The organism is Nocardia sp. NPDC060259 (genome assembly GCF_042728775.1).
GTDB lineage: Bacteria > Actinomycetota > Actinomycetes > Mycobacteriales > Mycobacteriaceae > Nocardia.
In genome coordinates, this window is sequence record NZ_JBHXAY010000027.1 from 37,482 (window position 1) to 57,500 (window position 20,019).

Genomic DNA, 20,019 nt, shown 5'->3' on the forward strand with positions numbered 1-20,019 from the left:
GCTGAACAACCATGGCACGTTTCACCGGTCGCACCGCGATCGTCACCGGCGCGGCACAGGGCATCGGCGCGGTCTACGCCGGTGCGCTCGCCGCCGAAGGGGCCAATGTCGTCGTCGCCGATCTCAACGCCGAGCGCGGCGCCGAGGTCGCGGCGAAGATCGTCGCGGAAGGAGGCACCGCCGCCTTCTGCCGCGTCGACGTCGCCGACCCCGAATCCGCCGTCGCGCTGGCGGAATTCACCGTCGCCGAGTTCGGCGCCATCCACCATCTGGTGAACAACGCCGCGATCTACGGCGAGATGAAGCTCGACCTGCTGCTCACCGTGCCGTGGGATTACTACAAGAAATTCATGGGCGTGAACTTCGACGGCGCGCTCAACGTGACGCGCGCGGTGTGGAAGCCGATGATCGCGGCGGGCGGCGGTTCCATCGTCAACCAGTCCTCCACGGCCGCCTGGCTGTACTCCGGGTTCTACGGGCTGGCCAAGGTCGGGATCAACGGACTCACCCAGCAGCTGGCGACCGAGCTCGGCGGTTCGAAGATCCGGGTGAACGCCATCGCGCCCGGCCCGATCGACACCGAGGCCACCCAGACTGTCACGCCCGGAAACCTGGTGAAGGACATGGTGTCCCGGATTCCGATCAAGCGGATGGGCACGCCGCAGGACCTCGTCGGCGCCTGCCTGTATCTGCTCTCGGACGACGCGAGCTGGGTCACGGGTCAGATCCTGAATGTCGACGGCGGGCAGATCATCCGATGACGACCGAAACAGACTGTCTCCCGGTCGGATTCATCGGACTGGGCAATATGGGCACACCGATGGCCCGGCGACTGCTGCAGTGGCCGGGCGGTCTCACCGTCTGTGACGTCCGCGCCGAGGCCACCGCGCCGTTCGTCGAGGCGGGTGCGCGGACGGCCGTCGATCCGGCGGCGCTGGCGGCGGACGCGCGCGTCATCTGTGTGACGGTGGTCGACGACGCGCAGGTGCGGGAGGTCGTCACCGGTCCGGCGGGCGTTCTGCGCACCGCGGTTCCCGGCACCGTGGTCGCGGTGCATTCGACCATCGGCGATCAGACCGCGGAAGAGCTCGCCGCGCGATGCGCCCAGCAGGGGGTCGAGTTCGTCGACGCACCGGTGAGCGGTGGTGCGCCCGGCGCCACCCACGGCAGCCTGGCCGTGATGGTCGGCGGCAGCGCCGCCGCGGTGGACCGGATCAGAGCGCCGTTCGGGTGCTTCGCCGACCTGATCGTGCACGCAGGCGAGGTCGGTGCGGGCACGCGCATGAAGCTGGCGCGCAATCTGTTGCACTTCATCTCGTTCACCGCCGCCACCGAGGCCCAGCGCCTGGCCGATGCCGCCGGGCTCAGTCTCACCGCGCTCGGCAAGGTGGTGCGCCACTCCGACGCGGTGACCGGCGGACCGGGTGCGATCATGCTGCGCGACACCTCCGCGCCGCTGGACCCCGACGACTTCTGGTTCCCGATCCTCGGCCATGTGCGCGACCTCGGCGAGAAGGACCTGTCCCTCGCCCTGGAACTCGGTGACCGGCTCGGGGTGGATCTGCCACTCGCGCAACTCGCCATCGTCCGGCTGGCCGGTGGGCTCGGCGTAGCCGGTTCCGTGCTCGACAAGGAGACATCATGACCACCGACGGAAACACCCCCACCGATGCCAGGCAGCGTGGGCTGGCCAAGATGAGCGAGGTCTACGGCTGGGACTTCGCCGACGGCCCCGGTGACTACTTCGCGGTCACCGCCGACCACCTGTTCGGCGAGATCTGGTCGCGCCCCGCGTTGACCGTGCGGGAACGGCGGTTGCTACTGCTCGGCGCGCTGACCGCGCAGGGGCATCTGGATATCGCCGAGATCCAGATCGGGGCGGCGCTGCGCAACGGCGAGCTCTCGGAAGAACAGCTTCGTGAGATCGCGCTGTTTCTGTGCCATTACGTCGGGTGGCCCGCGGGCACGAAGCTCGACGGCGCCGTCGGCAAGGTGGTCGCGCAGGAACGTCGCGAGAAGTAGCCGACGGCGCCGGTACACGCCACACGGTGTGGTCGGACGACGGTCCTGGGTCGCCGAGTAGCATCCAGACGCATGTCCGAAAGCGATTCCATCAGCCTCGAAGCGACGCGGCGGCGTTTGACCGACAAACAGGCCGACACGGTCGACCGGCTCACCAAGGCCGCGCTGCGGGTGCTGGCCCGCGACGGCTTTTCCGGCATGACGATCCGGCTGGTCGCGGCCGAGGCCGGCGTCGGCACGGCCACCGCCTACACCTACTTCTCGTCCAAGGAACACCTGGTGGCCGAGATCTTCTGGCGGCGGCTGCTCGCCTCGCGGTCACCTGCCAGCGAGGATCCGGACTCGACCGTGCGCGTACTCGCCGAACTGCGCAATATCGCCTTGCTGGTAGCCGACGAGCAGGAATTGTCGGGCGCGGTCACCAGCTCGCTGCTCGGTGGTGACCCGGATGTCGAGCATCTGCGCACCCGCATCGGGATCGAGATCCGCGGCAGGATCGCGCGAGCGCTCGGTCCCGAGGCCGACGAGGAGGTCATCGAATGGCTCGAAATGATCTACGCGGGGGCGCTGGTGCGAGCGGGGATGGGCTACGAGTCGTACTCGAAGATCGCCGACCGGATCGAGCGGGCCGCCCTGCGGATTCTGCGGAGCCCGGCCGGCGATTGAGCCGATACCGCGGTCTAGGTCACGGTAGGTCAGAACGAGTTTGTCGTATCGGGTAGCGACGCCGGCGATCAGCTGGTGACACCGGGGATCGGCACAGGCGCCGTGGCTACGCGGTTGGTTGCTCCTGCGGCGGGGCCATGGTGGGGATCGGGGGAATCGGGTCGGGGCTCGGGCCGGGCGGGGCCGGGTCAGGGGCAGGTCCGGGTGGGACCGGTGCGGGGGGAACTGGGTCGGGGCGGGGTGGGGGAGGCTGGGCGGGCTCCGGTGGTGTCGGCGGAATGGGTTCCGGTGGGTTGGGGAGCGGGGGTTGGGTCATCGACATCGGCCTCCTTCGGGTGGTGGGCGGTTAGTGGAACAGTTCCCGCGCTTTGGTTTTCGCGCCCTGAACCAGCAGGTGCCAGGCGTTGGGGTCACCGCGCAGGACGGCCGCCGCGGTGTGCTCGATCTGTTCGAGGGTGGCGTGTGGGGGGATCGGTGGCACTTCGGGGTCGCAGCGCACGTCCAGCAGGACAGGTTCGTGTGCGCTCAGGGCCTGGTCCCAGGCCGGTCCGACCTCCTCTGGACGATCCACCGCGATCGAGGTCAGGCCCTCCGCGCTGGCGATCTCTGCATACGACACGTCCGGAAGCTCCTGTGAATCAGTGAATTTCGGTGCTCCCGACATGGCGCGCAGTTCCCAGGTGACCTGGTTGAGGTCGTTGTTGTGGAAGACGCAGACCACCAGCCGTTGGTCGGGCCAGCGGTCGCGGTAGCGGCGGATGGTCAGCAGTTCGGTCAGTCCGTTCATCTGCATCGCGCCGTCACCGACCAGCGCGATCACCGGGCGATCGGGATGGGCGAATTTCGCGCCGATCGCGTAGGGCACCGCCGCCCCCATCGATGCCAATGTGCCCGACAGTGATCCGCGCATTCCGTGCCGCAGCCGCAGACAGCGGGCGTACCAGGTGGTCGACGATCCGGAGTCCGCGGTGACGATCGCGCCCTCGGGCAGCCGGCTCGACAGCTCCCACACCACTCGCATCGGATTGACGGGGTCGGCATCGAGCATGGCCTGGCGTTCGACGGTCTCCCACCAGCTCGCCACGTTCTTCTCGATCTGGTCGCGCCAGCTCGGGTCGCGATCGGTGGAGAGCTGTTCGGTCAGTGCGGACAGGGTCGAGGCGGCGTCGCCGATCAGATTCACGTCGGTGGGATAGCGCATGCCGATGCGGGTTCCGTCGGCGTCGATCTGCACGGCCCTGGCGGTTCCCGGTTCGGGCAGGAACTGGGTGTACGGGAAATTCGAGCCGACGATGAGCAGGGCGTCGCAGTCGCGCATCATCTCGTAGCTGGGTCTGGTGCCGAGCAGGCCGATCGAGCCGGTGACGAAGGGGATGTCGTCGGGCAGGACGTCCTTGCCCAGCAAGGCTTTCGCCACGCCTGCACCGAGCCGCTCGGCGACGGCGAACACTTCGTCTGCCGCGCCGTGGGCGCCCTGGCCGATCAGTATCGCGGGGCGGGTGCAGTGGTTCAGTACGTGGGCGGCCGCGGCGATGTCCTCCTTCGGCGGCAGGGCGCGGGCCTGGTGCAGGTCGCCGGGCGGGCTCGAACCGACATGTCCGAAGCCGACTTCCGGCGGGCGGAACTGTTCCTGCTGTACATCGGCGGGCACGATCACCACCGCCGGCGCGGACCGCGTGGTGGCTACCCGGATCGCGCGGTCGAGCGCGGCGGGGAGTTGGTCCGGTACGTCGATTTCCACGAGGTATTCGGAGGCGACATCCTTGAACAGGCTCTGCAGATCGATCTCCTGCTGGAAACCGACGCCGCGCGCGCCGCGTGCGGTCTGGCCGACCAGCGCCAGCACCGGTGCGTGATCGAGTTTGGCGTCGTAGAGGCCGTTGAGCAGATGGATCGCGCCCGGTCCCGAGGTGGCAGCGCAGACGCCGATCCGGCCGCTGAACTTGGCGAAGCCGGTCGCGGCGAACGCCGCCATCTCCTCGTGCCGGGTCTGCACGAACGCCGGGTTGCCTGCCCGGCCGAACGCGGCGACCAAGCCGCCGATTCCGTCACCGGGATAGCCGAACACCTGCTCGACTCCCCATTCCCGGAGCCGGGCGACTATGTGGTCGCCCACTTCGATACCCATGGCCACCTCCAGCTGTTCGGGAGCCACCACGTCGGCGGGAACCCGTCGGCCGTCTTCGGATCGGCATGTCTCCTGGTGCCGATATGCCCAGGTCGGCGCCGACGAAACCGCAGTCACCGAACGGGGTGGTGATTGGGCGACGGCTGCACGGGTATGTGCCGGATGCTGAATTGCCGAGTGAAGGCAGATCTTCGGTGACCGAAAGGATTCCCGTGAACACTCAGGAACCCCCGAACGACCACTTCCCCGACGACGCGCGAACCGCACGACCCCATGCCGGCGAATCGATCGAAGACACCCGCAACTGGCCGGGCCTGATCCTCGTCGCCCTCGGCATCGTCCTCTTGGGGGTGACCCTGACCGGTGCGGGCTACGGATTCGAGGGCTGGGCCTTCATCACCGGCACCCTCTGCGCAATCTGCCTGATCGGCGGCGCCCTTCTGGTCTTCGGCGAACACCGCCGAGTAAAGGCCCGCGAGCGGCAACAGACCGGCTAGGGCCTGTAGGTGGGAGTAGTCCTCGGTGCCTAGCCTCGAACTCCTCGCCGAGATCCACACCCTCATCGACCGCCCCATCGAGACGATGCGCGGTGCATGATCGCACCGATTCGGGGTAGGGCGAAGGTGGGTTGGATTTGGGTGTGTGAGGAGGTGATCCTGATGATGATGCCCGAGATGTGTATGCAGATGATGAACATGTTCATGGGGCTGTTGAACATGATTCCCGGCATGCCGATGATGTGATCACAGAGCGCCATCAGTAGCAGCATCACCGACGAGTACGGAGGTTGTTGTGAACACTGATCGAGGACAGGGCAAGCGACCTGTCAGTGCGATCCTCGCGGGTCCGTATGGGCACCCGTTCCATCCGATCCTGGTCACCGTCCCGATCGGGGCATGGGTGGCGAGTCTGATCTTCGATGTGGGTTCCCACATCGTGGATGATCCCGCGTTCCTGGTTCAGGGCGCACGGTGGTTGATAGCCATCGGTGTGCTCGGTGCGCTGGTGGCCGCCGCGGTCGGTTTGCTGGATCTGCTGGCGATTCCGACCGGCACGCGCGCGTTCCGCACGGGCTTGGTGCATATGAGCCTGAACCTGGTCGTGACGATCGCCTTCGCGGTCGGTTTCTGGTGGCGAGGGTCAGAGGTGGACGGGTCGGTGCCTGCCGGTCCACTGGCGCTGTCAGCGGTGAGCCTGGCCGTTCTGGGGGCCTCCGGCTATCTCGGCGGAGAACTGGCCTATCGCTACGGCGTTCGGGTAGCCGATGAAACCACCCAGGCCGCCGGATTCACACGGGACACATCACTGCACTGACTGCTGACTTGCGTCGGCCGCAGCTACTTCATAATTCTGCTTGTGTCTTCCAGCCTCCCTGGGGGAGCGGGGGAGTGGCGACCGGCATTCAACTCCGGGGGCGGGCGGGTGGTGTGGGGGTTCGGGGAGGCGCGCGCCGTGCGGAGACTCGTTGGTACTGGGAGGTTGAAGCCATGGGGCGACCGGGCAGACGAACGGCTAATAAAACATCATGATACGTGGATATGCGCATCTACTAATGAATAATCCCTCTCCGGTCTGATCGCTAAAAACAAAACCAGACAACACAAGACAGCTCAGGACGGCAGGGGGTCAGCCGGGGAGGGGTAGGTGATCGTCGTTCCCTCGACATGAGCGAAATTCGTCAGCTAGTGTTCCGGCGCGCGAGTGGCCGACATGATGTCGAGCACGCGCACGCCACGGACCAGCAGCGCATCGCCGACGAGCGAGCGATGGCACCGCCACGGAACGGCTTCGGCGCACATGATCGCCGTCTGTGCGACGCCGGCCAGGTCGACGAGTTCGTCGATGCCCTCGGCGAACTTCGGTGACTGCATGTAGTCGGCGTAGGCGCCGATCGTATACACAGTCAGCACTGGTCGACCCTAGGCGACGGTGCGTTCGGCTGCGGCGATCCGCTTCGCGGCCAGGAAGACGTTCTCCAGCATGGCTGGGGTGAGCCGTCCGGTGAAAGTGTTGTGTGGGCTCACGTGATAGCAGCCCAGGACGGTGATCGCGCGTCCGTCGGGGTGGGTGATGGTGACCTGCGCGCCGTGGGCGAAACATGGTCGCGGCCTGGGTACATGCCAGCCGCCTTCGGTCAGGACGGTGAACAGCGCCTGCCACCCGAAAGCGCCGAGCACGACAATCACCTTCGCCGACCGCCGGAGCAGTTCGAGTTCGCGGCTCAGGTACGGCGCGCACCGGTGCCGTTCTTCGCTGGTCGGCTTGTTCTCCGGCGGCGCGCAGTGCACGGGCGCGGTCAAACGGGTGTTCACGAGTTCGATGCCGTCGTCGATGCTGACCGGGTGCGCACCGGTCGCCAGGCCGACGGCGTGGAGTGCGGAGAACAGGACGTCGCCGCTGCGATCGCCGGTGAACATCCGTCCGGTGCGATTACCGCCGTTGGCGGCCGGTGCCAGGCCGACCACGAGGATCTCGGCATCGTCGGGTCCGAATCCTGGTACCGGCCGGGCCCAATACTCTTCGTCGCGGTAGGCGGCTCGTTTCACGCGGGCGGCTTCTTCCCGCCAGGCGACGAGGCGAGGGCAGGCTCGGCAGGTGGAGACGAGGCAGTCGAGTTCGGCGATGCTCTGGGTGTTCCCTGCTGCGAGCGGGGCTTTTTCCGGGTCGTCGCCGGCCATCGGCTCAGTCTAATCCGTGCAGACCGTTAGACGACCGAACTGCCTGCGCGGTACCGCTGGTACCACGTACTGTGAGGACATGGTGTCCACCGAGATCGTGACCGCCGACGGAGTCGTGCGCGGTCGTGCGGGCCGTCGAGTCCTCAGCTGGCGTGCTCTGCCCTATGCGGCCCCGCCCGTAGGGAAACTGAGGTTCCGTGCCCCCCAGCCAGTGCAACCGTGGACGGGGGTGCGTTCGGCGACGGAGTTCGGTTTCGCCGCGACGCAGCATCCCAATGGTGCCCGCACCGGGCCGCGCACCTGGCAGCCGATCGGCGAGGACTGTCTCACCCTGAATGTGACCGCCCCCGCGACGCCGTCGACGACCCCGCGACCGGTCATGGTGTTCATTCACGGCGGCGGCTACCTCATCGGTGCGGCCAGCATGTATTCGGGTGCGCGGCTGGCGACGCGTGGTGATGTCGTGGTGGTGTCGGTGACCTACCGGCTCGGCGCGATGGGCTACGTCGACTTCAGCGAGTTCTCCACGGCGGACAGGCCGTTCGAGTCTAATCTGGGCCTGCGCGATCAGGTCGCGGCGCTCGAGTGGGTGCAGCGCAATATCGCCGCGTTCGGCGGTGATCCCGACAACGTGACGATCTTCGGTGAATCGGCGGGTGCGCACGCGGTGATCACGCTGTTGGCGACGCCCGCGGCGCGTGGCTTGTTCCACCGTGCGATCGCCCAGAGCGCACCGGCGGATTGGACGGCACAACCGGAGGAAGCTCGCCGGTTCGCCCGCAGTTGCCTGCAACGGCTCGGCGCCGATCCTGCCGACGCGGCGAGCGTCCTGTCCACGGCCAAGGCGAGTGAGTTGTGCCGGGCGGCCGACCGGGCGCTGGGCCGGTCCCTGCGTGAGCTGCCGGGCAGCTTCGCTTACTCCCCGGTGGTCGACGGTGACTTCCTGCCGGAGGCGCCGATCGATGCGATCACCGCGGGCCGTGCGCATCCGGTGCCGCTGATCATCGGCACCAACCGGGACGAGGCGACGCTGTTCCAGCGGTTCGCGAAGTCGGTCCCGCATACTCCCGAGCAGCTGACGACGATCTTTGGGCGCTGCGAGCCCGGCGCCGAGCAACGCGTGATCAGGAGTTACCCCGGCTATCCCGCGGCAAGGACCGCGGTGCGGATCGGTGGTGACTTCATGTTCTGGCGCCCGACACTGGCCGTGCTGGAAGGCCACAGCAGGTTCGCGCCGACGTATGCCTACCGCTTCGACTTCGCGCCGCGCGCGGTGCGGCTGGCCGGTTTCGGTGCGACCCACGCGCTCGATCTGGTTCCGGTGTTCGGGTGGGTCGATACTCCGGTCGGCCGGGCGATGACGTCGGCGGGTGGGCGGCGCGCGTTCCGGTCCGTGCAGGATCTGGTTCAGGACAACTGGCTGAGTTTCGCCCGCACCGGCCTGCCGCTGCCGAACTGGACGCCCTACACGGCCGAGCGCAGGGCGACCTGCATCATCGACCATCCCTGCCGCGTGCTGATCGACCCCGATGCCGCGCAACGGGAAGCGTGGCAAGGTGTTCGGATCGCGCTGCCGGGTGCCGCCGATCGGAAGACCGAGGCATGACCGTCGATCTCGACGCGGATCAGCTGGCTCACCGCATCAAGACCCTCTACGCGGAGGACGCGCAGATCCGCGCGGCGACACCCGACGAGGACGTCTACGCGGCTGTCACCACTCCCGGTCTCCCACTGGCCGAGATCGTTTCGACGGTGATGACCGCGTACGCGGACCGGCCCGCGCTGGGAGTCCGGCGCACCGAACTGGTGTCGGAGGGCGGACGCGCGACGCGGCGTCTGCTGCCGGAGTTCGACCTGCTGACCTACCGCGAGGTGTGGGACCGGGCCCGTGCTCTCGCTGCTGCCTGGCACGCCGACGGTGTCGCGGCGGACGACTTCGTCGCGACACTCGGTTTCACCGGCGCCGACTACACCGTGCTCGATCTGGCGACGATCCACCTGGGCGCGGTGGCGGTTCCGTTGCAGGCGGGTGCGGGTCTGGCGCAACTGCGCTCGATCCTGGACGAGACGGAGCCGCGGATGTTCGCGGTGGACACCGCGCATCTGGCGATCGCGGTCGACGCCGTTCTCGCCGGTGCGTCACCGCGCAGGCTGCTGGTGTTCGACCAGCACGCCGACGACGACGGTCACCGCGACGCGCTCGCCGCGGCTCATGCCCGGTTGACAGCGGCAGGCTCCACGGTCGCGCTTCACACCATCGACGAGACGATCGACCGAGGCCGGACACTCGATCCCGCACCGCTGACGGTGCCCGCGGCGGGCGAGGATCCGCTGGCGATGCTGATCTATACCTCCGGCAGCACCGGTACACCAAAGGGTGCGATGTACACCCATCGCCTCGTCGCGGCGGGGTGGCAGCATGCCCGGCCGAATGCCGTCATCACTCTGAATTTCCTGCCCATGAGTCATATCGCGGCGCGGCTGACTCTGAACGGTGTGCTTGCCCGCGGTGGGACCGCGTATTTCGCTGCGGCACCGGATATGTCGACCCTGTTCGAGGACATCGAACTGGTGCGGCCGACCGAGATCTTTCTGGTGCCACGGGTGTGCGACATGATCCTGCAGCGCTACCGGCGCGAGGTCGATCGGCGCGCGCGGCCAGGGGCGGATCGGGACGTGCTCGGTGACGAGGTGAGAACCGAACTGCGTGAACAGTTGCTGGGTGGCCGTCTGATGACGGTGCTGTGCGGGAGCGCGCCGATCGCGCCGGATCTGCGCGGTTTCGTGGAATCGGTGTTGCAGTTGCGGCTGCACGACGGGTACGGGTCGACCGAGACCGGTGGGGGCGTCATCTTCGATACCAAGGTGATGCGGCCGCCGGTGCTGGACTACAAGCTCGTCGATGTGCCGGAGCTCGGCTATTTCCGCACCGACAAGCCGTATCCGCGTGGTGAACTGCTGTTGAAGACGACGACCATGATCGCGGGCTATTACCGGCGTCCCGAGGTCACCGCCGAGGTGTTCGACGAGGACGGTTTCTGCCGTACGGGGGATGTGGTCGCCGAGCTGGGACCCGACCGGCTGGCCTATGTGGATCGCCGCAACAACGTCCTGAAGCTGTCGCAGGGCGAGTTCGTGACGGTGTCGCGGCTGGAGGCGATCTTCGCCGGTGCCGATCTGGTGCGCCAGATCTATGTGTATGGCAGCAGCGAGCGCGCGTATCTGCTGGCCGTTGTCGTACCTACCGAGGCGGCGCTGGCCGGACCTGCCGACGGGTTGCGGGCGGCGGTGGGTGCGTCCTTGCAGCGCGCCGCCGCTGTCGCGGAGTTGGAGCCGTACGAGATCCCGCGGGACTTCCTGATCGAGCCCGAACCGTTCTCGATCGCCAACGGTCTGCTCTCGGGTGTCGGGAAGTTGTTGCGGCCCAAGCTGAAGCAGCATTACGGCGAGCGACTGGAGGCGCTATACGACGAGGTGGTGCGGGATCAGGAGGCGGAGCTGGCGAGTCTGCGCCGTGACGCTGCGGGCCTTCCGCTCTTCGACACCGTCGCTCGCGCCGCGCGAGCGGTGCTCGGCTGCGCGGCTTCCGATCTGCGCCCGGATGCGCGGTTCGGTGATCTGGGCGGGGATTCGCTGGCAGCCCTGTCGTATTCGACATTGCTGCGGGAACTCCTGGGTGTCGAGGTCCCGGTGAATGTTCTGCTCGGACCTGACAGCGACCTGACCCGGATCGCCGATTACATCTGTCGTGAACGTGAACCGGGCACGCGCAGAATCGATAGCGACGCGGTGCACGGCGCGCACGCGACCACGATTCGTGCCACCGACCTGACGTTGGCAGGGTTCATCGATGCCGGGACGTTGGCTGCGGCGCCGGGCATTCCGGCGGCGACGGCGCCGGCGAACACTGTGCTGATCACCGGCGCGAACGGCTATCTCGGCCGGTTTCTGCTGCTGACCTGGCTGGAACGGCTGGCACCGGTCGGCGGCCGGGTGATCTGTGTGGTCAGGGGCGGCGATGTCGCTGCCGCCCGTGCACGACTCGACGCGGCCTTCGATACCGACAGCGACCTGCGTGAGCGTTTCCATGGGCTCGCCGCAGGCGCGCTGGAGGTGCTGCCCGGCGATATCGGGGAACCGAATTTCGGTCTCGACTCCTCGAAGTGGCAGCGCTTGGCCGAGGACGTCGGCCTGATCGTGCACTCGGCGGCATTGGTGAATCATGTGCTGCCCTATGCGCAGCTGTTCGGCCCGAATGTGGTCGGCACCGCCGAGGTCATCCGGCTCGCGTTGACGTCGACGCGCAAGCCGGTGAGCTATCTGTCGACGGTGGCGGTCGCGGCGCAGGGGGAGTCCTTTGCCGAGGACGGTGACGTGCGGGCCATGAGCCCTGTGCGCCGCCTCGACCGGAGCTACGCCAACGGTTACGGCAACAGCAAGTGGGCGGGTGAGGTTCTGCTGCGGGAGGCGTCGGACCGTTTCGGGCTACCGGTGGCGGTGTTCCGTTCGGACATGATTCTCGCGCACAGCACCTATCCGGGTCAGCTCAATGTGCCCGACGTGTTCACCCGCTTGCTGCTGAGCGTGCTGGTGACCGGTGTCGCGCCGATGTCGTTCTATGTCACCGATTCCCGTGGTCAGCGGCAGCGCGCACATTACGACGGGCTGCCCGCCGACTTCGTCGCGGCCGCGGTCACCGGGCTCGGTGCGGCGGCGACCGAGGGATATCGCACCTACGATGTCGTCAACCCGCACGACGACGGCATCTCGCTCGATGTGTTCGTCGACTGGCTGATCGAGGCGGGTCATCAGGTGGACCGCATCGAGGATTACGACGAATGGTTCGCCCGCTTCGAGACCGCCTTGCGAGCCCTGCCCGAGGAACAGCGCAAACACACCCTGCTTCCGCTGCTGCACGCGCATCGGCGTCCCGGCCGTCCGCTACCCGGTTCGGCGTTGCCTGCCGACGGTTTCCGGGCGGCGGTGCGGGCGGCGCGGATCGGGGCCGATCACGATATTCCGCACCTGGGTCCGGAATTGATCGAGAAGTATGTCCGTGACCTCACCGGCCTCGGGTTGCTCGACCTTCGGGAACAGGCGGGGTAGGCCGCCGGACGCGTGTGCGGGGCGGCGGAGGCAGCGTGTTGCCGCGCAAGGCAGTCCTGTTCGTGAACCAGTTGCGGGTGCCCGTGCGGATCTCCAGAGCAAGGTCGAGGAGTACCGCACGGGTGTTCGCGCGCTGGTGGCGCATCGCGCGGAGGACCAGCCGTGCTGCGCGCGACGGGGTGTGCAGCTCGGCGGGTCTGCGGGTGCGGGAGAAGATGCCGGTGGTGATGCGGGCCAGTTCCGGGTCGGTGGCGGCGCTGCGATACAACGCGATCTCCAAGGGGCGCATGGCTTCTCCGCGAGCGAGCCGGTTGGTCCAGTGGAAGATGTCGCGGCATTCGACGATGCGGCGTCGCTCCCATTCCAGCAGTGATCGGTCCAGTGCGTGCGGATCGTCGATGACCGCGGTGACGGCTTCGGCGAGTAGTCGTCCGTAGTGCAGGGCGTCGCGGATGCCCTGGGCGGTGACGGGATCTTTGAAGTGCCCGGCGTCGCCGGGCAGCGCCCAGCCGGGGCCCGCGGATCGCCGGAAGTAGGAGGTGATGCCGGTGGCTGCGCGGACCCGGCCGACGCGTTCGCATCCGTGGAGCCGGGCGGCGAGTGCGGGAATCCGTTCGACCGCTTCGGTATAGCGCCGTTCGGATTCGCCCGGACCGGATCGGCCCGGTGCCGAGGGTGGTTGCACGAGGCTCAGGACGAGGCCGTCGTCGCAGGGGAAAGCGGTGCCGAGGTCGGTGCCGTGGCGCCACTGGGCGGCGGTGTGGCGTGGCTTGCCGGTGGTGTCACGCCAGTACGCGTAGTAGCAATCGCGTCCGCTGGGCGTTGTGAGGAACGGCTGGTCGGCGCCGACCGATCGGGCGACGGTGCTGTGGCGGCCGTCCGCGCCGACGACCAGGGCTGCCCTGATCTCGACGACGGCACCGGACGGATCGGTGTATCGCACACCGGCACACCGGTTCTGCGTCCAGACGACGGAAGTCACCCGGCAGCGCGGGCGGACGTCGGCGCCTGCCTCGATCGCGGCCCGTACGAGGACGCCGTCGAGGCCGGTGCGCCGCACGCACATCGCGTAGTCGATCCCGTCGACGGCGGGAAACGGCGATTCGATGCCGTACCCGGCGCCTTCGGCGTAAGCCTTGGTCAGCCGGGGCGCGCCGAGTTCCTCGACCTCGGCGAGTACACCGAGTCGCTGCAATTCGGCGAGCCCGGCAGGCCACAGTAGATGTGTGGACAGCGTGTCCGACGGCAGGGGAGCGGCGTCGAGGACGACGACCCGATGTCCTGCTCGCGCCAGCGTCACGGCCGTCGCCGAGCCGGCGCAGCGTGCGCCGACTACGACGACGTCGGCCTGTTCGACCGAGGTGACGGGGGAATCGAGCATGGGTACCGCCTCGGGCATCGAGTCTCGGACAAATGTCCAAGAAGATGATCCGGTGGTGGTCAGATGCTGTCAACAGGGCCTGATTCGGCCCTGTCGCTCACGACCTGACGGCGGGGTCCGGCGCGAACGAGGTCAGTCCGACCTCGCGATACTGCGTCACCAGCTTGCGGTACTTGCGCCGGTTGCGGGCCATCGGGGAATCGGTGACCGAGGCGGGCAGCCGGTCGAAGGCGACGCGCAGCACGGCGGTGATCGCCGTGAATTCCCGGTCGTGGCGGCGGGTCCAGGTGATGGGCATGCGGGCGCGTACGTCGGGATGCATGATGCCGCAGCCGAGCACCATCACGACATGGCTGAATATCGGGGATCCCAGCCACCACAGCGGGCCTGCCACGGCAGGGAGGAAGTCCGGTAGCGGCGCCTGCCGGACCGAGGCGGTGGCGGCGGCGAGTGCGGGGGTGGAGCGGAGTTCGTCGGCGGCCATGCGCTCGTAGTGGGCGACCAGGTCGGTGTAGTCCTCGATCGGCCGGGACTTGCCGGGCAGGTGCAGGCCGTCGGTCTTGTGCCGGTAGTGGTCCCAGATCGCCTGATTCTCGGCGGGTGTGGGTTCGGTGCCGGTGAGGGCGATGTAGGCGCCGCGCTGCACGAAGAACGCCGAGTACAGGATCCAGTTCCATGCCTGCGGGTTGAGTGCGGAGTACCGTTCGCCGTCCGGGCCGATGCCTTTGACATCGCGGTGCAGCACCATGAGCCGCTGGGCTTCGGCGGCGCGTTCGGGGTCTTCGCCGTGGTAGATGAGCTGGTCGGCGGCGGCGGTGCGGACCGCTCGTGCCCACGGCTGATTCCGTGAACGTCCGGTGGCTTCCAGTGCGGCCGAGACCGGCGGCAGCATCGGCTGATCGAACAGGCCTACCGCGAACAGGCCGAACAGCACTGATCCGCCCACTCGCTCGAATCGTGCGACGGCACCGGAAAGGTGTTCGGGTGCGGTCGATTCGGTGATGTGTGGCACGGGGCAGGTCATCGGGAACTCCTTTGTTCCAGCGTCGAGTACATGCGAGCCCGATCGACGCCTGGGCATCAATCTGGTGCCGGGCGGCACCAAAAACTCGTATGGTGTCAGAGTGCACCAGAATGGTGGGATGGTCAAGAGCATGGGTGAGTCCTCCGGCGGCACGGCGACACCGCGCGCCTACGCGGGGGTGGCCGCCGACGAGCGGCGGGCCCGGCGTCGTGCCGCACTGTTCGACGCGGCACTCGACCTGCTTGCCGAGGGCGGCGCGCCCGCGGTCACCAAACGGGCGGTCTGCACGCGCGCGCGTCTCAACGATCGCTACTTCTACGAGCAGTTCACCGACCGCGACACCCTGCTGTCGGCGCTGGTCGACGAACTCACCACCGAAGGCATCGCCACTGTCGTCGCGGCCACCCGCGCGGCGGCCCCCGACATCCACAGTCAGGTTCATGCCGCCGCCGACGCCGCGCTGGGGTTCCTGATCGCCGACCCACGCAGGCACGCGCTGCTGCTGACTGCCCACAGCACCGAAGCATTGCAAGCCGCGCGGCTGTCCACCCAGCACTCGATCGCCGCAGCGATGGCCGCGGTCGCCCGGGAACTCCTTCCGGATTCCTCGGACGACCTGCTCGACTCGGCGATGTCGGCCTACGTCGTGGTCAGTGGCACCCTGGAGCTGGTGGCGGCGTGGATGCGCGGGGAATTCGACACCACGCGCGAACACCTCACCGACCTCATCGCCCGGCAGCTACTCCAGGTCCCGCGCACCGAAAGCCCCCGCGCGACGCCCGCCCACTGAGGTCACCGACTCGAGCTGGGTCAGCACTCGATCACTGTGCGAATACCTGGATTCCCTGCGGGCGACGTGGACGGTGGCGAGGAGTGCGCCGACTCCCGCACCCGCCGCATTCATGAGGACGTCGTCCACCGAGGAGACCCGGCCCAGGTCGAGGACGTACTGGGCGACCTCGAGCGTGGCCGACAGCAGCGCTCCGACACCGGTCATCCGGAGGGCACCCGAGAGTCGGGGAAATCGCAGGGGGAGAAGGAAACCCAGGGGGACGAACAGCACGAGATTGGCGCCGACCTGCACGAGGGCGGTGGTCGGCGCAGCGCTCAGGGTGTCGGCCAGGTCTCGCAGAGGCACCAGGCTGACGGCTCGTTCGCCGGTGGTAGGCGTGAGAATCATCCAGACCCACGGCAACGTCGCGGTCAGGATGCCGACTTCGGCGATCGAGTGCCTGAGTGCGATTCGCCGCGGCGTTCCCGAACCGATTCGTCGGCGCACCAGCAGGACAGTGGTGGCCAGGACCGTCGGAACGGCCAGCGCCCAGACGGTCAGTACGTGCCCCCACGAATCCCATACGCTCCCCACTGCGCCCACAATAGTGGCGTTCAGGGAGCGACAATGCGGGTGGCGGCGCAGACGGTTGCCGCGCGGCGCGTCGCCAGTTGGTCGTTGTCGCCCTTCTCGGCGGCGAACCTGGCCTGCATCGCGTTGGTGCGGGCGAGGTCGGACAGCATGCGGAGCAGGATCGAGGCCGGGATGTCGGCGGTGATCAGCCCTTCGCGTTGTCCTCGGCGCAGTTCGGTGAGTTTCGCGTCGATCGTGTCGCGCAGGATGGCGCCGAAGAAGGTGCCCGCCGGTTCGAGGTCGGACCAGGCCTGCAGGCGCGCGTTGTCGGGGTGGGCGACGAAGTGGTCGAAGAGCCGGCCGACATAGGCGGGGAGGTCGTCGGCGCTCAGGGCGGTTTCGACGGCCGTTTGGCTGGTCCAGCGCTCGGTGACGGCCACGTAGAGCTCGTTCTTGCCGGGGAAGTAGGCGTAGAGCCGGTCTTTGCTGGCGTTGGCGGCGGCCGCGATGCGGTTGATCCTGGCTCCGGCGATGCCGAATTCGGCGAACTCGGCCTTCGCGGCGGCGAGTATTCGTTCCCTGGTCGCCTCACCCGCTGCCCGCATGAGGCGGATCGTACCTCTTGCCGAACCATCTGGTTCGGAACTATGGTCCGTTCTGGAACCGGATGGTTCTGAAAACGGCGAGACGAGGACACCATGGGCGCGGACAAGCCACGCTGGCAGCAACTGCGGGACGAGACCGACGGCGTCTCCACCGCGGAACTGGACGCGCTCTGGACCCGGCTACGGCCTGCCCGCGCCGAGGACATCCTCGGCGAATGGCGCGGCGGCGCGTTCCAGACCGGGCACCCGCTGTGCCGTGCGCTGCCCGCCAGCCGCTGGTACGGCAAGACCTTCCTGGCCCTCGACGATGCCAAACCGCTGATCTGCCGCGCCGAGGACGGCACCCTGTTCTCGAATGTCGAACTGGGACAGGGCGAGGCGACCCTGTGGAACATCGAGTTCCGCGGCGAGGTCACCGCGACGATGGTCTACGACGGACGCGCCGTGTTCGACCATTTCAAGTGGCTCGACGAGCGGACCCTGATGGGCATCATGAACGGTCGCCCGGAATTGGTGCTCTCCCGCGGCGAATACTTCTACTTCCTGCTGGAACGGGTGTCCTGATGCGGACAACGGCGGTCCTGTCGCGCGACCCGTCCGCGGCGTTCTCGATCGAGCCGGTCGAGATCGACGAACCACGGGCCGGGGAGATCCTGGTGCGGATCGCCGCCGCCGGGATCTGTCACACCGACCTGGTGACCCGGCGCGCGGGCGCCGCGGACCGGCCGATCCTGCTCGGCCACGAGGGCGCCGGTGTGGTGGCCGCGGTCGGGTCCGGCGTGGGCACGGTCTCGCCCGGCGATCATGTGGTGCTGACCTTCCGCCATTGCGGCGCGTGCGCGACCTGCCTGGCCGGTCGCCCCGCCTACTGTCATCGCTCGGTCGCGCTCAACCAGTTCGGGCGCCGCGCCCACGACGCACCGCGCGTGCTGCGCGACGGCTCTCCGGTGCTGGACGGATTCTTCGGCCAGTCGAGTTTCGCCGGCTACGCGCTGACGACCGAGGACAACACCATCGTCGTCGATCCCGCGATCGACCTTGCGGCGGCCGCGCCGTTCGGGTGCGGATTCCAGACCGGCGCGGGCGCGGTCCTCAATGCTTTGCGTCCCGAATCGGGCGCCTGGCTGGCGGTGTACGGCGCGGGCGCGGTCGGGATGGCCGCGCTGCTGGCCGCGCGCACCGTGGCCGGGGTGCGGGTGGTGGTGGTCGAGACGTCGGCTGCGCGGCGGGAACTCGCGCTCGAGCTGGGTGCCGAGGTGGCGCTGGATTCGGCCGAGGGGCCGACGGTGCCGCGGATTCGTGACCTCACCGGCGGTGGGGTGACCCACGCGCTGGACACCACGGGTGTCCCTGCGGTGTTGGCGGACGCGGTGGCGGCGCTGACCACCGGGGCGACGGTGGTCGCGGTCGGGCTCGGTGCGGGTGCCCCGCCGGTGGATGTCAGTGACATCGTGTTGCGCGGCAAGACCATTCGCGGGTGCCTCGAAGGCGACAGCGTGCCCGCCACCTTCATTCCGCACCTGCTCGAGCTGCACGCGAGCGGCCGGTTCCCGGTCGAGCGGCTCATCGGCCGCTATCCGCACACCGAGATCGCTGCCGCGCTGGCCGATCAGCGGGCCGGGCGCGTGGTGAAGCCGGTGCTGACATGGTGACCGAACGACTCTGCGAAGGAGGGCTGGTGTCATGACAGTCCTGCACAGCGACATCCTGCTTTCCGAGGACGACGCCGACGGGTCCGGCGGCGGCACTGTCGCGGCCCGCGCGGAACGGCTCCTGGCTGCGTTGAACGCGGCGCGCGAGGTGTTCGTCGCGCACGGCTATCACGGCGCGAGCATGGATCAGATCAGCGCGCGGGCCGGGATGAGCAAGCCGGTCATCTACACCCTCTACGCGAACAAGCTGGATCTGTATCTGGCTGTCCTGCAACACCATCTGGACCGGATGGTGCGCGGTATCCGTGATGCGCTGGCCGGTGCCACCGGGCAGGAGGACAAGGTGCGTCGCGCGGTGCGGGCCTATTTCGACTTCGTCGACGAGGACCCGGACGGCCACGTCCTGATCTTCGAGTCGCCGGTGCCCAGTGAACCCAGCGTGCGCTGGCGCTCGCGGCACGCGTTCGGCGAGTGCGCGGTGCTGGTCAGTGCCGAGTTGCGGGCGGCGGGCATGGACGACGCGCGGGCGTACACGTGTGCGTTCGGTGTCGTCGGGGCCAGCCATCTGGCGGCCCGGCAGTGGCTGGACACGGGCCGTCCGATCCCCAAGCGTGATGCCGTGGCGACGACGGTCGCGCTGTGCTGGAACGGCTTGTCCGGGATCAGCTGACGCGGGGCCCGCTCAGCTGGCGACCGCGGGCAGTGGGCTGCCGTCGAGCAGCTCGTCGCTGGGCAGCCTGCCGATCAGGACGGCGAGTGCGCGCTTCCAGCGGCGCACGACCGCTTCGCGCTCACCGAGCGTCCCGGTGAGCATGGCCGTCATGGACAGGCCGGTCAGCAGGTCGATGGTGAATTCGACGAGGATCTCGGCGCGCGGATCGGAGGCGTACGGTTCGCCGACGACGTCGAGGTAGAGCCTGCGCATCTCGGTGAACACGCGGCGTTCCTCGTGGACGAGGCGCTCGCGCAGTTCGGCGTCGGTGCGTGCCGCGACCCACAGGTCGAGCGCGGTGAAGAAGGCGGGGCTGTTGAGGTCGCGCCAGGCCAGGTCGACGACCGATTGCAGCCGGTCGCGGCCCGGCGGCAGGAGTTCGGCCTCGCGGCGGAACTGTTCGAGCCGCAGGTCGACGACGCGGGTGGTGGCCGCGATGAGCAGTTCGGTACGGGTGGGGAAATGGTGCTGCACGGTGCCGCGCGCGAGACCGGCGCGTTCTTGGACGGCGCTGACGGTGGTCGCCGCGTAGCCGCGTTCGAGCAGGCATTGCGCGGTGCAGTCGAGGATCAGGGCCCTGGTGGAGGCACGGCGTTGCGCCTGGGTACGGCGCGGTTGTTGCACGGTCACCCGAGAAATCGTACGCCGTGACGGTAAAGATTGGCGATCCCGCGCGTCTTGTTGTCCGATTGCCTATTGA

21 protein-coding genes are annotated in these 20,019 nt (G+C 68.2%); 13 read left to right on the forward strand and 8 right to left on the reverse strand.

Annotated features, from left to right (window positions below; genetic code table 11):
• Window positions 1-11 precede the first annotated feature (11 nt).
• The 4 genes from ACFWF2_RS13565 (at window position 12) to ACFWF2_RS13580 (ending at window position 2,688) form a co-directional block, all read left to right on the forward strand.
• Window positions 12-761 (forward strand): SDR family oxidoreductase, encoded by a 750-nt coding sequence (locus tag ACFWF2_RS13565; protein WP_379307762.1) that lies wholly within the window; start codon window positions 12-14, stop codon window positions 759-761.
• Entirely contained in the window at window positions 758-1,645 is an 888-nt protein-coding gene (locus ACFWF2_RS13570) for an NAD(P)-dependent oxidoreductase (protein WP_379307763.1), read from the forward strand. Before ACFWF2_RS13565 ends, ACFWF2_RS13570 begins: the two co-directional genes overlap by 4 nt.
• On the forward strand, window positions 1,642-2,022 hold the full coding sequence (locus ACFWF2_RS13575) for a carboxymuconolactone decarboxylase family protein (RefSeq protein ID WP_379307764.1): 381 nt from the start codon (window positions 1,642-1,644) through the stop codon (window positions 2,020-2,022). Before ACFWF2_RS13570 ends, ACFWF2_RS13575 begins: the two co-directional genes overlap by 4 nt.
• Window positions 2,023-2,094: 72 nt before the next feature.
• Window positions 2,095-2,688, forward strand: coding sequence for a TetR/AcrR family transcriptional regulator (locus tag ACFWF2_RS13580; protein ID WP_379307765.1), 594 nt, complete (start codon window positions 2,095-2,097; stop codon window positions 2,686-2,688).
• 346 nt (window positions 2,689-3,034) lie between these two features.
• Here the strand turns inward: ACFWF2_RS13580 and ACFWF2_RS13585 are convergent, their stop codons facing one another.
• Window positions 3,035-4,816, reverse strand: a complete 1,782-nt coding sequence (locus ACFWF2_RS13585) for a thiamine pyrophosphate-requiring protein (protein WP_379307766.1) — start codon at window positions 4,814-4,816, stop codon at window positions 3,035-3,037.
• A 194-nt stretch (window positions 4,817-5,010) separates the two neighbouring features.
• Here ACFWF2_RS13585 and ACFWF2_RS13590 point away from each other — a divergent pair, with 194 nt between their 5' ends.
• The 3 genes from ACFWF2_RS13590 to ACFWF2_RS13600 all read left to right on the forward strand — a co-directional run bounded on the left by ACFWF2_RS13590 (window position 5,011) and on the right by ACFWF2_RS13600 (window position 6,130).
• Window positions 5,011-5,313: a hypothetical protein gene (locus ACFWF2_RS13590; RefSeq protein WP_379307767.1), complete on the forward strand. Its 303-nt coding sequence runs from the start codon at window positions 5,011-5,013 to the stop codon at window positions 5,311-5,313.
• Between the two features lie 96 nt (window positions 5,314-5,409).
• Window positions 5,410-5,559, forward strand: coding sequence for a hypothetical protein (locus ACFWF2_RS13595; RefSeq protein ID WP_379307768.1), 150 nt, complete (start codon window positions 5,410-5,412; stop codon window positions 5,557-5,559).
• 49 nt (window positions 5,560-5,608) lie between these two features.
• On the forward strand, window positions 5,609-6,130 hold the full coding sequence (locus tag ACFWF2_RS13600) for a DUF2231 domain-containing protein (RefSeq protein ID WP_379307769.1): 522 nt from the start codon (window positions 5,609-5,611) through the stop codon (window positions 6,128-6,130).
• Between the two features lie 368 nt (window positions 6,131-6,498).
• Here ACFWF2_RS13600 and ACFWF2_RS13605 read toward each other — a convergent pair whose 3' ends face one another.
• Together ACFWF2_RS13605 and ACFWF2_RS13610 are read right to left on the reverse strand one after the other, a co-directional pair.
• Window positions 6,499-6,726 carry a DUF488 family protein gene (locus tag ACFWF2_RS13605; RefSeq protein ID WP_379307770.1) on the reverse strand — a complete coding sequence of 76 codons (228 nt, stop codon included), beginning with the start codon at window positions 6,724-6,726 and terminating at the stop codon, window positions 6,499-6,501.
• A 9-nt stretch (window positions 6,727-6,735) separates the two neighbouring features.
• A complete protein-coding gene (locus ACFWF2_RS13610; RefSeq protein ID WP_379307771.1) occupies window positions 6,736-7,494 on the reverse strand; it encodes a uracil-DNA glycosylase in 759 nt (252 codons plus the stop codon).
• A 79-nt stretch (window positions 7,495-7,573) separates the two neighbouring features.
• Between ACFWF2_RS13610 and ACFWF2_RS13615 the strand changes: the two genes are divergently transcribed.
• A complete protein-coding gene (locus ACFWF2_RS13615) occupies window positions 7,574-9,100 on the forward strand; it encodes a carboxylesterase/lipase family protein (RefSeq protein ID WP_379307772.1) in 1,527 nt (508 codons plus the stop codon).
• Window positions 9,097-12,600 carry a carboxylic acid reductase gene (car, locus tag ACFWF2_RS13620; protein ID WP_379307773.1) on the forward strand — a complete coding sequence of 1,168 codons (3,504 nt, stop codon included), beginning with the start codon at window positions 9,097-9,099 and terminating at the stop codon, window positions 12,598-12,600. The genes ACFWF2_RS13615 and car overlap by 4 nt, the downstream gene beginning before the upstream one ends.
• Here car and ACFWF2_RS13625 read toward each other — a convergent pair.
• Entirely contained in the window at window positions 12,557-13,981 is a 1,425-nt protein-coding gene (locus tag ACFWF2_RS13625; RefSeq protein ID WP_379307774.1) for an NAD(P)/FAD-dependent oxidoreductase, read from the reverse strand. The two genes, car and ACFWF2_RS13625, sit on opposite strands and share 44 nt — an antisense overlap.
• Window positions 13,982-14,078: 97 nt before the next feature.
• Entirely contained in the window at window positions 14,079-15,005 is a 927-nt protein-coding gene (locus ACFWF2_RS13630) for an oxygenase MpaB family protein (RefSeq protein ID WP_379307775.1), read from the reverse strand.
• 118 nt (window positions 15,006-15,123) lie between these two features.
• Between ACFWF2_RS13630 and ACFWF2_RS13635 the strand changes: the two genes are divergently transcribed.
• Window positions 15,124-15,795 carry a TetR/AcrR family transcriptional regulator gene (locus ACFWF2_RS13635; protein ID WP_379307776.1) on the forward strand — a complete coding sequence of 224 codons (672 nt, stop codon included), beginning with the start codon at window positions 15,124-15,126 and terminating at the stop codon, window positions 15,793-15,795.
• Here the strand turns inward: ACFWF2_RS13635 and ACFWF2_RS13640 are convergent.
• Window positions 15,745-16,371 (reverse strand): VanZ family protein, encoded by a 627-nt coding sequence (locus ACFWF2_RS13640; RefSeq protein ID WP_379307777.1) that lies wholly within the window; start codon window positions 16,369-16,371, stop codon window positions 15,745-15,747. The two genes, ACFWF2_RS13635 and ACFWF2_RS13640, sit on opposite strands and share 51 nt — an antisense overlap.
• 20 nt (window positions 16,372-16,391) lie before the next feature.
• On the reverse strand, window positions 16,392-16,955 hold the full coding sequence (locus ACFWF2_RS13645) for a TetR family transcriptional regulator (RefSeq protein ID WP_379307778.1): 564 nt from the start codon (window positions 16,953-16,955) through the stop codon (window positions 16,392-16,394).
• A gap of 93 nt (window positions 16,956-17,048) precedes the next feature.
• Between ACFWF2_RS13645 and ACFWF2_RS13650 the strand changes: the two genes are divergently transcribed.
• Genes ACFWF2_RS13650 through ACFWF2_RS13660 form a run of 3 tightly spaced genes read left to right on the forward strand, consistent with a single transcriptional unit; the run spans window position 17,049 to window position 19,277 of the window.
• Window positions 17,049-17,519: a DUF4334 domain-containing protein gene (locus tag ACFWF2_RS13650; RefSeq protein WP_379307779.1), complete on the forward strand. Its 471-nt coding sequence runs from the start codon at window positions 17,049-17,051 to the stop codon at window positions 17,517-17,519.
• Window positions 17,519-18,607 carry an NAD(P)-dependent alcohol dehydrogenase gene (locus ACFWF2_RS13655; protein WP_379307780.1) on the forward strand — a complete coding sequence of 363 codons (1,089 nt, stop codon included), beginning with the start codon at window positions 17,519-17,521 and terminating at the stop codon, window positions 18,605-18,607. Before ACFWF2_RS13650 ends, ACFWF2_RS13655 begins: the two co-directional genes overlap by 1 nt.
• A 31-nt stretch (window positions 18,608-18,638) precedes the next feature.
• Window positions 18,639-19,277 carry a TetR/AcrR family transcriptional regulator gene (locus tag ACFWF2_RS13660; RefSeq protein WP_379307781.1) on the forward strand — a complete coding sequence of 213 codons (639 nt, stop codon included), beginning with the start codon at window positions 18,639-18,641 and terminating at the stop codon, window positions 19,275-19,277.
• Window positions 19,278-19,289: 12 nt separating this feature from the next.
• Here the strand turns inward: ACFWF2_RS13660 and ACFWF2_RS13665 are convergent, their stop codons facing one another.
• Window positions 19,290-19,949, reverse strand: a complete 660-nt coding sequence (locus ACFWF2_RS13665) for a TetR/AcrR family transcriptional regulator (protein WP_379307782.1) — start codon at window positions 19,947-19,949, stop codon at window positions 19,290-19,292.
• Window positions 19,950-20,019 lie beyond the last annotated feature (70 nt).

Bases quoted from the DNA above. Each gene is read 5' to 3' on its own strand.
- ACFWF2_RS13575 (WP_379307764.1), top strand. From the start codon at position 1,642: ATGACCACCGACGGAAACACCCCCACCGATGCCAGGCAGCGTGGGCTG.
- ACFWF2_RS13625 (WP_379307774.1), bottom strand. From the start codon at position 13,981: ATGCTCGATTCCCCCGTCACCTCGGTCGAACAGGCCGACGTCGTCGTA.
- ACFWF2_RS13585 (WP_379307766.1), bottom strand. From the start codon at position 4,816: ATGGGTATCGAAGTGGGCGACCACATAGTCGCCCGGCTCCGGGAATGG.
- ACFWF2_RS13655 (WP_379307780.1), top strand. From the start codon at position 17,519: ATGCGGACAACGGCGGTCCTGTCGCGCGACCCGTCCGCGGCGTTCTCG.
- ACFWF2_RS13570 (WP_379307763.1), top strand. From the start codon at position 758: ATGACGACCGAAACAGACTGTCTCCCGGTCGGATTCATCGGACTGGGC.
- ACFWF2_RS13660 (WP_379307781.1), top strand. From the start codon at position 18,639: ATGACAGTCCTGCACAGCGACATCCTGCTTTCCGAGGACGACGCCGAC.
- ACFWF2_RS13615 (WP_379307772.1), top strand. From the start codon at position 7,574: ATGGTGTCCACCGAGATCGTGACCGCCGACGGAGTCGTGCGCGGTCGT.
- ACFWF2_RS13610 (WP_379307771.1), bottom strand. From the start codon at position 7,494: ATGGCCGGCGACGACCCGGAAAAAGCCCCGCTCGCAGCAGGGAACACC.
- ACFWF2_RS13645 (WP_379307778.1), bottom strand. From the start codon at position 16,955: ATGCGGGCAGCGGGTGAGGCGACCAGGGAACGAATACTCGCCGCCGCG.
- ACFWF2_RS13595 (WP_379307768.1), top strand. From the start codon at position 5,410: ATGATCGCACCGATTCGGGGTAGGGCGAAGGTGGGTTGGATTTGGGTG.
- ACFWF2_RS13630 (WP_379307775.1), bottom strand. From the start codon at position 15,005: ATGACCTGCCCCGTGCCACACATCACCGAATCGACCGCACCCGAACAC.
- ACFWF2_RS13565 (WP_379307762.1), top strand. From the start codon at position 12: ATGGCACGTTTCACCGGTCGCACCGCGATCGTCACCGGCGCGGCACAG.
- ACFWF2_RS13650 (WP_379307779.1), top strand. From the start codon at position 17,049: ATGGGCGCGGACAAGCCACGCTGGCAGCAACTGCGGGACGAGACCGAC.
- ACFWF2_RS13580 (WP_379307765.1), top strand. From the start codon at position 2,095: ATGTCCGAAAGCGATTCCATCAGCCTCGAAGCGACGCGGCGGCGTTTG.
- ACFWF2_RS13635 (WP_379307776.1), top strand. From the start codon at position 15,124: ATGGTCAAGAGCATGGGTGAGTCCTCCGGCGGCACGGCGACACCGCGC.
- car (WP_379307773.1), top strand. From the start codon at position 9,097: ATGACCGTCGATCTCGACGCGGATCAGCTGGCTCACCGCATCAAGACC.